15 protein-coding genes are annotated in these 14,423 nt (G+C 42.8%); all 15 read right to left on the bottom strand.

The features are described 5' to 3' along the window. Window positions 1-63 precede the first annotated feature (63 nt). Window positions 64-1,527 carry a helix-turn-helix domain-containing protein gene (locus tag UE46_RS04680; protein WP_185426801.1) on the bottom strand — a complete coding sequence of 488 codons (1,464 nt, stop codon included), beginning with the start codon at window positions 1,525-1,527 and terminating at the stop codon, window positions 64-66. Between the two features lie 173 nt (window positions 1,528-1,700). After that, on the bottom strand, window positions 1,701-2,678 hold the full coding sequence (locus UE46_RS04675; RefSeq protein ID WP_118907441.1) for an acyltransferase family protein: 978 nt from the start codon (window positions 2,676-2,678) through the stop codon (window positions 1,701-1,703). Then, window positions 2,675-3,112 (bottom strand): FAD synthase family protein, encoded by a 438-nt coding sequence (locus tag UE46_RS04670; protein ID WP_118907440.1) that lies wholly within the window; start codon window positions 3,110-3,112, stop codon window positions 2,675-2,677. Before UE46_RS04670 ends, UE46_RS04675 begins: the two co-directional genes overlap by 4 nt. Window positions 3,113-3,128: 16 nt before the next feature. Then, window positions 3,129-4,286, bottom strand: coding sequence for a CDP-glycerol glycerophosphotransferase family protein (locus tag UE46_RS04665; protein WP_036063274.1), 1,158 nt, complete (start codon window positions 4,284-4,286; stop codon window positions 3,129-3,131). After that, window positions 4,270-5,547 carry an oligosaccharide flippase family protein gene (locus UE46_RS04660; RefSeq protein ID WP_118907439.1) on the bottom strand — a complete coding sequence of 426 codons (1,278 nt, stop codon included), beginning with the start codon at window positions 5,545-5,547 and terminating at the stop codon, window positions 4,270-4,272. The genes UE46_RS04665 and UE46_RS04660 overlap by 17 nt, the downstream gene beginning before the upstream one ends. 3 nt (window positions 5,548-5,550) lie before the next feature. After that, window positions 5,551-6,447, bottom strand: a complete 897-nt coding sequence (locus tag UE46_RS04655; RefSeq protein ID WP_118907438.1) for a glycosyltransferase — start codon at window positions 6,445-6,447, stop codon at window positions 5,551-5,553. Further along, window positions 6,440-7,762, bottom strand: a complete 1,323-nt coding sequence (locus UE46_RS04650) for a UDP-glucose dehydrogenase family protein (protein WP_036063279.1) — start codon at window positions 7,760-7,762, stop codon at window positions 6,440-6,442. Before UE46_RS04650 ends, UE46_RS04655 begins: the two co-directional genes overlap by 8 nt. A gap of 17 nt (window positions 7,763-7,779) precedes the next feature. Next, window positions 7,780-8,697, bottom strand: coding sequence for a glycosyltransferase family 2 protein (locus UE46_RS04645; protein WP_077912609.1), 918 nt, complete (start codon window positions 8,695-8,697; stop codon window positions 7,780-7,782). Further along, on the bottom strand, window positions 8,694-9,389 hold the full coding sequence (locus UE46_RS04640; RefSeq protein ID WP_051493076.1) for a CpsD/CapB family tyrosine-protein kinase: 696 nt from the start codon (window positions 9,387-9,389) through the stop codon (window positions 8,694-8,696). The genes UE46_RS04645 and UE46_RS04640 overlap by 4 nt, the downstream gene beginning before the upstream one ends. Beyond that, on the bottom strand, window positions 9,386-10,108 hold the full coding sequence (locus UE46_RS04635) for a YveK family protein (protein WP_118907437.1): 723 nt from the start codon (window positions 10,106-10,108) through the stop codon (window positions 9,386-9,388). Before UE46_RS04635 ends, UE46_RS04640 begins: the two co-directional genes overlap by 4 nt. Then, window positions 10,087-11,346 (bottom strand): hypothetical protein, encoded by a 1,260-nt coding sequence (locus UE46_RS04630; protein ID WP_036063284.1) that lies wholly within the window; start codon window positions 11,344-11,346, stop codon window positions 10,087-10,089. Before UE46_RS04630 ends, UE46_RS04635 begins: the two co-directional genes overlap by 22 nt. 3 nt (window positions 11,347-11,349) lie before the next feature. Further along, window positions 11,350-12,390, bottom strand: coding sequence for a glycosyltransferase family 4 protein (locus UE46_RS04625; RefSeq protein ID WP_036063285.1), 1,041 nt, complete (start codon window positions 12,388-12,390; stop codon window positions 11,350-11,352). 164 nt (window positions 12,391-12,554) lie between these two features. After that, complete coding sequence (locus UE46_RS04620; RefSeq protein ID WP_036063287.1) at window positions 12,555-13,304, bottom strand: WecB/TagA/CpsF family glycosyltransferase; 750 nt, start codon at window positions 13,302-13,304, stop codon at window positions 12,555-12,557. Further along, complete coding sequence (locus tag UE46_RS04615) at window positions 13,304-13,912, bottom strand: sugar transferase (RefSeq protein ID WP_233231013.1); 609 nt, start codon at window positions 13,910-13,912, stop codon at window positions 13,304-13,306. Before UE46_RS04615 ends, UE46_RS04620 begins: the two co-directional genes overlap by 1 nt. A gap of 56 nt (window positions 13,913-13,968) precedes the next feature. Beyond that, window positions 13,969-14,412 carry a DUF4352 domain-containing protein gene (locus UE46_RS04610; protein WP_036063288.1) on the bottom strand — a complete coding sequence of 148 codons (444 nt, stop codon included), beginning with the start codon at window positions 14,410-14,412 and terminating at the stop codon, window positions 13,969-13,971. Between the last annotated feature and the right edge of the window lie 11 nt (window positions 14,413-14,423).

The raw sequence follows: 14,423 nt of genomic DNA, 5'->3' as shown, positions 1-14,423 counted from the left end.
TTTCATAGCTACTCTCATTTTTGCGGGCATATTAAAGTACTACCCGTTTTGAGGGAAATCCATTCACAGATTCAGCAATAAACTGTTAATTCTCTCCCAATCATGCATGTTTGGTAAGCGTGAGGTTCGGTACTGAAGGCACTCCGTTATCACTGTCTCGTCCCGATAATTTTGTACTAGCATATCAACGCCAAGTTCGTGAATCAATTCGTTTGTAACCCGCTTATTAGAGATAAAGGTTACTTTTGAATGCTTGCTGATGAACTCGTTGACAAAGACCTGCATATAATTCATGTACGCTTTTTTACCATCCAATGCAAATAAAATATGCTTCTTCGCTTGATAACTTTGATGCGTGACATAGTAGGTAAACATGGCCAAATTAACAGCCACATCCTCTTTGTATTCCAGCGATTTAATCTCAGGGATATCACTAGTCACCAGTTCATTTAACCAGTGCTCGTAAAGAATAGGATGATTTAACTTCACAAACTGGTTGATTTCATAAAAATTTCTCTGGAAAAGCGGCGTTAGCCTTGATAGTAAAAGTACATTCTCCAAATAAAACATGAAAATACTTAGGCTAGATTCGTCTGGCTTCTCTATTTTACTATCACTAAAGAAAAGTTCAACAAATTCACGCAACCCTTCGTGCCAAGATTTGGACTCATAAAGGCGCTGCATCACTATTTCGTCTCTTTCTTTATACAGATAATTCTCTAATAATAACAGGTCAATATAAATGACTTCATCTTCTGGCATCGCATTATCCAACTCTGGATCCAACGTTTCTCTTGCCAGCTGATGCACGTAATGGTACCTTGGTGTTTTCATTTGCTCTGCTTTAAACGCTTCATCTATCTTAACAAAATGACCCTGCTCGATCCGGTGACTAATCACCTTAATCCAATATAATATACTACGATGCTGTATATAAACATCATACCCCACCTCTTTCATAAAAAAGAGGTAGTTTTTTTCAAAGATATCATATTGCTCTTGTCTTGGGCGATGTTCCATGGACATATCATTAATGTTATAGAAAAAATAGTAATAAAAATAGCGGATATTTTCTTCTTTCCCCTGTATATCAACTGGGTTCGTCGTCAACGTTAATTTGAACTCCGCAAGTAAAGCCCTTAAATGCTGTAAATAGCGATATAAGGTAGATGTCGATAAAAATAATTCATCTGCCCATTCATCAATCGACAAAAATATTTCTTCATAAACATTCGAAATGATTTGAAACAGCGGTGACTGCTTAGATACAACCATCAATAAATCGTCAATCGCCAATTTATCATTGATGCGATAACCTTGTACCTTCGATATTGAAAAAAAATCTCGTTCTGGAAAAGCCTGCTCTAATTCTCGGATATCTCGTTCCAATGTCTTCTGGGAAACATGAAACTCTTCGGAAATTTCTTCTAGTGTAATAGCATAATCAGCGTCATGAATGCGTTGAAGTAGACTCACTTGCCGTTTTATTTTCTTATCTGCAATAATTTGTAAATAAAAATGGTTCATCCTCATCATTCCTTTTACTAGATTCCAAATAGAGAATTCTTCTTAATGAAATTGTATCACTTTATTTTACTTCTAGTCCAGATTGGCATACTTAAATTATTATTTATTAAGAGAAAGCACAAAAAAAGGCCAAAAGCGACTTTTAAATTCACTAATGACACTTTTTCGAACTTTTATCTAATCCAAATATACTGGGCTATGCTTCGCTTTCGTAAAAGAAGGAACATACCTCCATATAGTAAAAACGTGAATATCGTCAAACCAAGCGTGATGCTTATTGGATAACTACTTATAGCCGGCTGACCAGTTATCAGATGGATGGCGTTCGCATATAGAATAAGAAAATAGTAATGTGTGCATAAAATGACAAGACTATTTTTCCCATAAAACGAGAGGATACGTATGTGTTGCAAACGTACGGCAAGGAGACATATCGCGAAAATACCGAGTAATGCGCCAATGAAAAAAACGACCGGTTGACCGATATCCATACTGCGTAAAGTAACGATTTTATAGTTGTTCGCGTACATCGTTAGAACATAGAGGCCAAAACAGCTAGCGAGCGTCCACCATGATAGGAACCATTTTCTTTGGAATAGCTTTCGTTCTCGGCTTATGAGTCCTACCCAGTAAAATAGAAAGGCAACGGGAATAATTTTAATACCAAGTGGCCAGCGAATGCCTTGATCGAGCGTACTCAGGATTGCTAGACCGATGACGGTAATAAGCACAAGCCACGACCATTTTGGCAGATATTTTTTAAAACAGAAAAATAGGATTTCGACTTCAAATAAGACGACTAAAAACCATAATGGGCTATTAAAACCGACTTCTCCGTTTAAAAAGTAGAACTCCATCCATGAAAAGGGATACTGTGCTTTTTCGTAAATAAATTGGAATCCAAACATGATCAGCGCTGTTATTGCTTGAAAAACGAAGAAAGGCACGAGTAAGTTGCGGCTTTTTTTTCGGATGTATGTGCCTAAGCTGCTCTGCCTTACTTGAAACGTGTAGCCGGAAAGAAAGAAGAATAGTGGCATATGAAAGCCGTAAATCCAAATTTTCACGCTATCAGTGGCATAGAAATGTCCCCATACAACAAGAAAAATACCTAGTCCTTTGGCGACGTCTAGCCACTCTATGCGTTTCACTTCACTGTCTCCTTACTGTTTATTCGTTGTAGTGCCGACCGCAGAGCCGTGGAGGATGTTCCACTTGTGTAAGGCAGATAGTGAATGTCCACGCCAACTTCTGCAAATGTTTGTTCCAACTGATTCCACGTGTCGCTTCCCTGCCAATCGCTTCCGACAAACATGACGTCAAAAGGATGCGCCTCATAAGCCTCCATTTTATTCATATTTTTTTGTGGTACGACTTGATCGACATAGCTGATTTGGCTTACAATCTCCATCCGCTCTTCGAAGGGGATGATAGCTTCTTTATTTTTGTAGGAAACAAGTTCATCGATGGTGACACCAACAATAAGATACTCGCATTGTTCTTTCGCTTTTTTCAGTAAGTTAAGATGGCCGATGTGAAACATATCATAAACGCCTGTTGTATAGCCGATTTTATATTTTTTCATGGTTTCTTTTACTCCTTTAATGGCAAAATGCCTTAATTTGGTTGGCGACGGTAAGCGCTGCGTTTCCCTTCTCGTAGGAACCTATTTGTTGGTTGAACAGGGCTAATTTATATTGGTAGGTCGTGGCGTCAAACTGGTGAATTTGGGTGAGAAGTGTCTCTGGGCTTGTCGCGATTGGGAATGGTAGGTCCTGTAGATCGAAGTACATCGCGCGTTCGTTTGCAATGTATTCCGCGGCATCTGGTGTATAAAGAATCGTTTTCTTTCCTGCCATGGCCATGTCAAACATGCTAGAAGAATAATCGGTGATGAGTAAGTCGGCCGCGGCGAGTAATTCCTGCATATCAGGATAATCAGTCGCATTGATGACACCTTCGCTGTAAGACATGTCGCCTGCTAGTTTAGCGATATTGGGATGTAGGCGGACAAGAATTGCCCATTCACCAGAAAATCTTGTTTCCAACGCTTGTTTCACATCCGAAAATTTTTGTAAATACACCGAGAGGCTCGCATCTTTTCGAAATGTCGGGGCATATAGTGCAAATTTCATGGTTGGCTTTGTTTCGAAATACTGTGCGACACGCCCGTGAACTGCAGTGTCTTCATTTATAAGTAGGTCGCATCGTGGGGTTCCAGTTGGTAAAACTTCTCCGTCAAACCAAAAGGAATTTTGATACATTGTGCGGCTGAAATCAGAACCTGCGAGCATGTAGTTGCATTTTTTAGCATCTCGTTTCGCACGATCAAGGTAAGCTACTGGCAACTGATTTTCTGCATCTTGTTCGATTTTTTTGAGTCGAAGTGGGCTGTGCCATGTTTGAATGTACACTTGCTGTCCGCGTTTTGGTGGGCTGTATTTTTGGCGGCAGTTATCGAGCCATATTTTAGCGGTCGCGAGTTCTTGGAGGGCTTGTTTGGAGCCGAATCTTACTGAACGCACGCCATCTGGAAGTGTGGATTCTTGATTCTCTGCAACTAGCCAAACGATGTCAAAATTTTGATTTAGTAGTTCCGCAACGATATATTTGGGACTGTCTCCGTAGCCTCGACCGTAATGCGTGGATACGACGATTTTATTTTTTTGTATCGGTAAAAACCAGTAATGATAGGCGAAATTGCCGTAATGCCAGCGTTGTTTTAAGAGGCACAGCGTTTGTTTAAGTTTTCGAAACATCCTTGATTGGCTCCTTTTCTGAGAAAATATGGCGGTTTTTCCAGACGATGATCACGCGGTAGAGTAGCACGGTGAATTGGGACACGACCGTGATAGCGCACAGCGTGGTGATTGTGAACGTACCAGTTAGGAAAAGTACCGTTAAACCGATGAGTTGGACGATAGCTGAAACAACCGTGGATGCGTTGGCATGTTTTGCGAGCCCCATCGGTGATAGCGTCGGAAAACCTAACATGTATACGAGCGGCGTGATGGCAACAATCGGGAGCAGTATCCGCAAAATTGATCCCGCATCGTAGAAAGCTGCGCCGAGAAATAGCGCCATGAACTCATTTGCGTAGATACCAAGCACGATACAACCAATCGTGACTGGCGGCATGATGATCCACATGATTTTTTTGAGCAAGCGGAAATCGCGATTTTTCACCATGTAGGGGTATAAACTGTCCGCAATTGGTGAAAACGCAGATTTTGCTGTACCTACGAGACGATCTGACGCTACGTACATCCCCACCTTCACGTTTCCGGGTGAGTACATTAAGCCAAGGAAAAACGTGTTGGTAACTTGATACATCGTCGCGGCGATCCGTGAAAAAAAGAATGGACTCGACTTTCGAATCGTTTCGTGAAGATAGCCTTTTTCTAGCGGCACGAACTTAATTCCCAGTTTTTTCGAGACGTGTCGTTGGGCTAAAATGAGGGCCACTGCATTACCAATTAGCGTAAAAAGTGGCACGAAGTAATATTGTTGGGGGGTTTTTAAAAAAAGGAAAATCATGAGTACAAAGAAGGCCTGAATCGCCACGGTCCGAATCGTAATTCGTTTCATTGTTTCCAATCCTCGGTAAAGGAAGTCTGGCAAGAAGGCACTCACCGCAACCGAAGCGAACGTTAGGAGGTATAAAGAGATATCTTGTCGGAACATCGGAACGAAGTAACAAATACTTAGAAGTACTGCGAAACTCAAACCCGTGAAGAGCATTTTAGCGCGCATTACGGCCGTATAAATTTTTGCGACTTCCTGTTTATCCTCCCGATGTTGCGAGATATCAGCGGTGGCCGATAAAATAAAGCCAAAATCAATGACGAGCCGGAAATAAGTCATCATCGCAATCGCAAAACCGACTTTCCCGTAAAATTCGGGGCCTAGTACTCGCGTTTGATATGGCACTGTGATGAGGCTGAAAAAATAGCCAGAAAAGGTAAGCGCGTAGAGGAATAATGTATTGTGTAGTAGCCGCTTTTTTTTCATATCCTTCATATCTTATCTTCTCCTTTTCCTTATCCAAACCCGTGCCATCAAGGGCCAACGAACGAATGGATGCATCGCTATTTTCACTTGAAGTGCTTTGTCATAACTCAGACTATCCATATACAAGATATTACGGCGCTGACTTAAAAAACGTTTGGCAGCGCTTGTGTTAACCATAGATTTTTCCTTGTCTAACAAGCGAATAACACGTTTTTTTGAGTCATACGAGGCACGACTATAATAAATATTGTTCTGCATAATCGAACCCTTGCGATACCTTCTTTTAAAAAACGTTTGGCGAATATACATCACTCGCTCTACTTTCGTAAACAATTGCGGTGTGAAAATTTCATCTTCATGCAGGAGGTTATCAACAAACGTCATCTTATTATTCAAAACTAGCGCGGTGCGAATAAAGAATAGCCAAACAGGTGAATTATAATGCTTGTGTTGCGCTACCAGCCATTCTTTTTGCGTATAGATTTTATCTTCTTGCAAAACCGCGCTAGAATCATACGGATTTGTCGTCATCACGCCATCTTCGGTGAACGGCTCCGCATCAAATTTGACCAAATCCAGCTGTTCCTGTTCCGCAAGCGCAAAGCATCTCGCCAGCATATCGTGTTGCAAATAATCATCAGAATCTAAAAAATAAAGATATTTCCCAGACACGTGTTTTAACCCCGTATTCCGAGCAGCCGACAACCCCTGATTTTGCTGTGAAATAACACGAAGTTGCGGTAATTTTGCTTGATATGCCTCCAAAATCGCTAAACTGCCATCCTGACTGCCATCATTCACCGCAATCACATCAAAATCTTGATACGTTTGCGCAACAAGACTGTCTAAGCAAGCTTCCAAATACGGCGCGACATTATACACTGGTAAAATAATCGAAATACTAGGCAAGCACGGTCCCTCCTATTTTCGCGCGACCGATGGAATAATAGCTCAGTCCCGCATCACGCGCGGCTTGTAAAGAAAAACAATTCCGTCCGTCATACACGAGCGGCTCCGACATCGTCTGAAATAACGCTAAATCCATCTCTTTAATCTCTTGCCATTCGGTGAAAATAAAACAGGCATCGGCGTTTTCCAACACATTCGCAATCGAATCCCCGTACGTTAAACTATCTCCAAAAGCATTCGCTAAATTCGGCAATCCAACGGGATCGTAAACGTGGACATCTGCACCATGATTCAACAATAACTGCAAATTCGGAATCGACGGTGCCTCGCGTAAATCATCCGTTCCTGGTTTGAACGTTGCGCCTAAAACCGCGATTTTTTTACCCGTAAATTGCGGTATATCTTTTCGCGCCGCTTGAATCAACTTAAACCTCTGCTTCTCATTGACCGCAATCGCCGCTTGGACCGTCCGCAACGTGTAACCTTCTTCCTCCGAAAGCCAATGAAGCGCCTTCGTGTCTTTCGGAAAACACGAGCCTCCATAACCGATTCCTGGTGATAGAAACTGCTTGCCAATCCGCGAATCCGTTCCCATACCGCGTGTTACTTCTTCAATATCCGCGCCGACAACCTCACATAGATTCGCAATATCATTCACAAAAGAAATTTTGAGCGCTAAAAAGTCATTCGACGCATACTTCACCATTTCCGCGCTTCGACGGTTCATCGTCAAAATCGGCTGTCCAAAAGGAGCATACATCGCAGTTAACGTTTCCGTTGCCGCCGCACTTTCTGTCCCAATAACAATCCGCTCTGCGTGCAATGTATCTCGAAGCGCCGTACCCTGCGATAAAAACTCCGGATTCGATGCAATTTCGACAAATCCCTGACGATCCTCACCAAGTATTCGCTTGAAATGGCTCGCCAATTTGTCATTCGTCCCAATCGGAACTGTCGATTTTATCACGACTAAGGTCGGCTTCTCGATTGACTCCGCAATTTCTCCACAAACGGCATACAGCGCTTGTAGACTCGCAGAACCATCCGCATTTTCTGGCGTCGCAACACCAACAATGATGACATCCGCGTCAAGGTAGGCCTTTTTATAATCGATCGTAAAGGATAGTTTTCCAGCCTTTTGCGTGGCTTTCACTTCCACTTCTAGACCTGGCTCATAAATCGGTGACTCACCTCGACGCAACTTCTCAATCTTCGCCTCATTTTTGTCTACACAAACGACCGTATGCCCAACACCTGCTAGACAAGTTCCCGTCACTAAGCCTACATATCCCGTGCCTGCTACAGCAATTTTCATATATTCCATCCTCATTTCTATTTAAAATAAACTCTGATTAGATTGATCAATAGCATATACAGATAACTTCCGCTATACGTGGTATTCCAATGTACCTTTCGACCGCGTGCTACAATTGCTTTTTGCCGTTGCCATTTCGTTAAACTTTTATCCGTTGCAATCCCGCGATTCACAATCGATAACAAAAAGGAATCGCGTGCCGTCCTTGTTAATGGCGCCGTTCCCATCCATTTTTCTGAGAAAGTCCATGCGTTCAGTTGCCCCACACGCCCTGCCGTCGCGACATGTTGATGGTAAACCGTTTCGGCGCTTGCTAAATGTTTGATCTCAACACCCGCCTGCTCCATCCGCAACAATAAATCCCAATCTTGATGTTTTTTGAGCCCGTCTGTGAACGGTATTTCGAGCAGAATTTTTCGAGGAATTAGTAAAGTAGAGGTTTGCATAAAGCCAATCGTTTTCCGACCTTTGCGAGAGAACAAGTAATCACCAACAGAGTATACCCCTGCCTGCCAAGGTATATACGGCAAATGATACGACCGATTTGGTTTCCCAGGTGCATACGTTGCAACAGAAGTAAACGCGAGGTGTCGCTCCTCTGGATTCTCATCTAATAACGCGAGTTGCTTTTCCAATTTATCCGGTAGAAACTCATCATCATCATCCAAAAAGGCGATCCATTTCCCAGCGGCTATTCCGACGCCGAGATTTCGAGCGGAACTGCCGCCAACACCTTTTGTTTGGAGCACTTTCACCGGTATTTCACTATTTATATAACGCTGCACAAACTGTTTTGTTACACCTTCTTCGCCATCAATCACGATACAGATTTCAACGGCTGGATACGTTTGCGACAAGACACTCGCTACCGCCCGTTCCAACATCTTCACACGATTTCGCGTTGGTATCACGACACTCACTAAATCGCGCATCATAGATTCTCCTGATAATAATAGTGATCCTGCTTCTGTTTTTGATTATTAAAAATTGCACCTAGAAATAGCTTCGAACTCTGCTCCAATCGCGTACTGGCCTTGCGTGCTCGCTCCGTCACCGTGTAATCGTTGCGAATCACGAGCACCGACGCATCCGTCATCCCTGACAAAACTTGCGCATCTGCTACAGCCAAAATCGGCGGCGTATCCATAATTATATGGTCAAACTTCTCTCCTAGTTCTGCGAGCACTTCTTTCAACCGATCCGACGCTAAAATGGACGCTGGATTCACTGGAATAATACCAGCCTGTAAAATATACAAGTTCGGCGTATCACTCTTAAATACCGCACCTTCCACCGTGGATTCTTTTTTAATAAGTCCCATCAAGCCAAGCGACACGCCATTTCGGAAATACTTATGAATCGTCGGTTTCCGCAAGTCCGCATCAATGAGCAAGGTTTTCTTACCCTTCTGAGCAAACGCAATCGCGAGGTTACTCGAAATAATCGATTTCCCAGAACTCGGATCGGCAGACGTGATCAAAATCGATTTTAGCTTCTGATCAATACTCATTAATTCAATGTTCTCAACGACCATCCGAAACTGTTCCGACAAGGGTGATAAAGGCTTGTTCTGCACGATAAGTTTGCGGTCTTCGCGCTGTACTTCTTTCTTTTTACGTAACATCATTTTTTCTTTCGCCTCCTTGCTGCATTGTCTTCATGACTCGCTGTCTCCGTCGAAGTAATGTTTCCAATCGTTCCAATCACTGGAATTTGCAAACGAGCAACGATCTCTTCTTCCTTCTTAAATCGTTCATCGAAAATCCGTCTAGCAAAACCGATAACAACACCAATCACGAGTCCTGCAAACATTCCCGTGAGCATCCCAACTTTGATATTTGGGCTAATTTTTTGTGAGGTATAGGCGTCTGCCAGCAGCTCGACATTCGAAATTTTCATCATGCTTGGCGTCTCTTTCAAGAAGTGCTTCGTCACAATCCGAACCATTCGAATCGCTTCGTCCGGATTAGCGTCGACCACATGAATGTTAATCACTTGCGAATTTTGCACGCTATCAACGGATACTTTCCCCGCCAGCGCCTCAAGACTCATCTGTGGACCGATTTCCTGTGCCGCACTTTTCAAAATACGCGGGCTCTTGATAACGACGCTATACGTGTTTACCATCTGAATATTCGCCTGAATTTCCGAGTTTTGCACTGCGGAGTTCTGGTCTTGTGCGTTTTGTGTAATGAGAACTTGCGATACCGCTTCGTACTGCGGTGTCACAAAAAATTGCAGATAGCCGAACGTGGCCGCGGCGCAAAGGCACATAGAGGCAATGATAATCCACAGGTTTTTGCGTAAGACTTCCATAATTTCTCTTAATGAAATGGTTTCTTCCATAATGCATCCTTTCCTAAAGCCGGCTTTGTTTTCTCATTTCCAAACGAGATTCCGATAAGGAAAAAAGTAATGATGCCAAGGCTTGTCGTGAGATAGAGTTCTGTAAATAAAGAGGTGATCGCGTACAGGAAAAGCACGAGCGTGAAGGCCTGCGTCGATCCCGACCGCCGATTAATCATGAGTAGAAATAACATGATAATCAGTCCAAAGCACACCACGCCGATATACCCGAACTGCGCTAAAAACATCGCGACATAACTATCATTCAAATACTGCGGATTTTCTCTCGTAAAACCATAGTAGTCATAAAATCGCAACGTATCATAAAGCGACGAGTAATTTTTCACCGAACTTCCCGATCCAAAAGAAGCAAAACCAGCTCCAAATGGCGCGTACATATCGGCTATTTTAAATGCCCCTTGGTAAAGTAAACTACGCGCAGAGGTCGTTGAGGAAAGCAGCCGCGTATCGATAACTTCCCAAAACATAGCGATGAGCGCGACGCCCGGCAAGATCAGATAACTAATTTTAAAACTTTTCTTTTTGGCGTAATATTGGAACAACAACATGAAGAAATAAATCGCGATAAAAATCAGACCTTTATTTCGAGCTGCGAAAAAGATTAGCGTACTGCCCATCAATAAGAATGGGATGTGGTAGCGTACATTTTTTAAACCGAGGAATAACATGCAGAAGAATACGGTTGCGCTTAGATAAGTCGCGTGTGGGAAAAGCAGATATTGCGTTCTGATACCAAATCTGAATTCAGTGGAGGGCCAGATTGGATAGGCTAGATTCACGAGGAGTAGCAAGAATAGAATCCCAATCACCCATTTTGCGTAAAGAACCAATCGATCCGTTTGGGAGGTGAAAAAACCTTCTTGAAAAGCCAATCGACCGAAGAAATAAGCGACAAAACATTTCGAGATGCTCCAGATGTCAAGGATAATAAATGACGTACCGCGAATACCAGAGGCCATATTTCCAAATAAACCGAGGATAATAATGATGAGCATGAGCCCAATAATGATATATTCCTGCGTCATCAATGCTTTTGGTTGCTTCAGTTGAAATAAAATAATCCCGATAAGACATAGAAATGTAATCACGTTATCCAGATTTAATGTGGCCAAATACGCTATGTTTTCAATCGCTGGTGCAAAAAGAATGAGCGTAAGGAACGTAAAAAATAGAAAACTGGCAAAGGCTTGCTTCTCTCGTTTCAAAACTGGCTCCAATAGCTATTCATTCCATTCTGTATAAATTTGATCCCATTTCCGGTTATAGGCTGGCATCGAAAACGCCGACTTGATTTTGTGTGCGGCCGCCGCGCCCATTTTGCTCCGCTCCTCTTCTTGTTCTATCAAAAAGGACATGGCATCATAAAGCGCATCTTGATCTCCAGGTTCGATGAGTAAGCCGTCTTTGCCTTGCTCCATAACATCTGGAATACCACCAACATACGTACTAATATTTGGTATCCCGCGAGCCATTGTCTCAAGTATCGCCATCGGTAAACCTTCTTGATAAGACGGTAACAAGTGAATGAGCGTTTGTTGCATCGCCTGTTCTTTTTCTTCCGCTGTTATCCAACCGCCAATGCGTACGTTGTTCAGTTGTTTTTGCGTGATGATCGCTTGCGCTTGCTTTGTGTCACCATCCCCATACAGATAGATGAGAGTCTCAGGATGCTCGTCTTGTAAACGTTCCGCTACTTGTAAAATATCGTACGTGCCCTTTCGTTCGCCGAGTTGTCCAAAACTGCTTATTTGTGTGCGTTCTACCGGTTTCTCGCTAGGTTCTGGAATTGGAACCGCATTTTGGACGATTTCCATCGGTATTCCATATGCCGCAAAATAAGTTTGCACGTCTTCATTTAGCACGATGATCTTGTCTGCTTTTCGCAAGGTTTGCAGCACGTGTTTTTGTAGTCGCGGTCCACTCATTTGATGATACTGATCGAAGTGAGAGCCATGAATATGCAACAATACTTTTCTCCCACACAGTTTTGCTATCCTTGTCGCGATGGCCTTACGAAAATAGCTGCCGTCTTGCGCCATGTGGATATGCACCAAGTCGATTTTCTTGCCTATGATTCGAAATGGCAAAGATAGAATGCCTAGCGCCGAGTAAAAAGTACGCCGGAACAAGCTGCCTTCTTTCCAACTTTCTGCATAAAATATCGTGTTGTCCGAGGAGCTGAAATGATTTTGAAAGTTTGCAATCACCGTCGCAATCCCGCCCTTCGTCGTCCGATCTGGACCAAACATTAGGATTCTCATTTTTGAAGCCTCTCTTTTCAGCCTATTTTTTTCGTGACTAATTGTCATGTTCTATTGATTCGTTTTTGAGGCGCTGTCTTGTATTGCCCCTACTTCTATTTAACCATGTATCGTCAAAAATGCGTATTCATGTTTGTCTGGACTCTAGACATTTGTAAGAATTTCTAGGCTGGTCTTTTACGCGTTCGTTTCTCTCTTAGCACATGATCTAAAAACACGAGGTTTCCGACGACATATCGTTTTGCGAGTCGCTTCGGTTCTTGCATCATGCGGTACACCCATTCCAAGCTGCATCGTTGCATCCATTTTGGCGCTCGTTTCAATTCACCAGCAATGACGTCAAAACTCCCGCCAACGCCAATCGAAACTGGCACGCCCATCTCATCCATGTACTGATCTACGAAGAATTCCTTTTGCGGGCTTGGTAACGCGACAAATAATAGGTCTGCGTCGCTCGCTTTAACCTGCGCCACAACATCTTCCTCCTGCGCTTCATTGAAAAAGCCATGATGGTAGCCGGCAATCGGTAACGTCGGATAATCGCGCTTCACTTTGGCAATCAGTTTATCAAGAATGGCTTCACTCGTACCTAGAAAATAGACACGGTATCCTTTTATAGCCGCTTGTTCAAGAAGATGTAGCATCACATCGATTCCCGCCACACGTTCGAGCGCAGGTTTCCTGAGTAGTTTCGCCGCCAATACCACGGACATACCATCGGGATTAATTAGCGCCGCCTCATTGATAATTCGTTTGAACCGCGGATTTTTTTTCATCAGATTAATCTTGTCTGCATTGACGCCAGTATGATGCACCGGTGTGCGATTTTTAATATAAACTTCTATTTGATCGATCGTTTCGTTAAAATTCAGGGTATCCAAGTTAGCTTCTAAAAATCGAATACGGTTTGCCACTATATCCCACTTCCTTTTCCAGTGAGTTCGCGCCATGTTTTCATTAAAATAACGAAATTGAAGCGCAGGGAGCGATTTTTGATGTAACGCAGGTCTAGTTCGACCATTTCTTTGAAGCTTAAGTTATTGCGACCACTTACTTGCCATAATCCTGTACAGCCTGGTTTCACAAGTAAACGCAACTTGTCATAGCTTGTATAGTCTGCCACTTCATCTGGTAACGGTGGACGCGGGCCAACGACGCTCATATGACCTTGCAATACGTTTAACAGTTGTGGAAATTCATCGAGGCTTGTTTTTCGTAAAATTTTACCGATTTTCGTAATACGCGGATCTTCTTTCATTTTGAACATGCAGCCGGCCACTTCATTTTGCGCTAAAAGGCTTGCTTTTTGTTTCTCCGCATCCACAACCATCGACCGAAATTTGTACATGTAGAACGGCTTTTGATCTTTTCCAATACGACTCTGCTTGAAAAAAACGGGTGCTTTTATATCGCTTAATTTGATGATGAGCATGATCAAGAGAAGCACCGGGGCACTAATAATGAGCGCTAGTGTTGCGATGGAGACATCTAAGACACGATAACGCCATTCTTTTTCCTCTATCCTTTTTAATTCTTGGGTTTCTTGCGATGAGTAAAACAATCATTTTTCCTCCTCCATCATTTACCAGGGAATGAAAGTAACCATTCAGCCACAGGTTCTTGATCCATTTGGAAAACATAGTTCATCCAACCTTTTTCAAGACTCGCAGGAATTTCAAAATAGATATTCCCAGTAATTGTTTTGCCAGCGGCTACTTCCTGACCAAGGCTATCCGTTTTCATACCATAAATATCATATTCCTTGCCATCAGCATCTTTTAGCGCGAAATTTCCAGCGCCAATACCGATCGGCTTCTCCGTGTTGTTCTTCACTTTCACTTCGATTTTCAAGATACGCTTGCGATCAGTCGCTGCTTTTTCACGCGTCACTTTTGTTGGTGTTACAGTCATTTCCTTAGCTCCTAATGCTTTATTCAAATCGGTCTCTTCGCTATTGCCACAACCTACCAAAACCACAGAAAGGAGCAATGTCGCGAGTATTGTCATTATAATTTTTTTCATAATCCCTACCT

Source organism: Listeria weihenstephanensis, from assembly GCF_003534205.1.
Classification (GTDB): domain Bacteria; phylum Bacillota; class Bacilli; order Lactobacillales; family Listeriaceae; genus Listeria_A; species Listeria_A weihenstephanensis.
The sequence above is the reverse complement of the archived record's forward strand: the minus strand, read 5'-3'. Positions and strand labels throughout refer to the sequence as shown.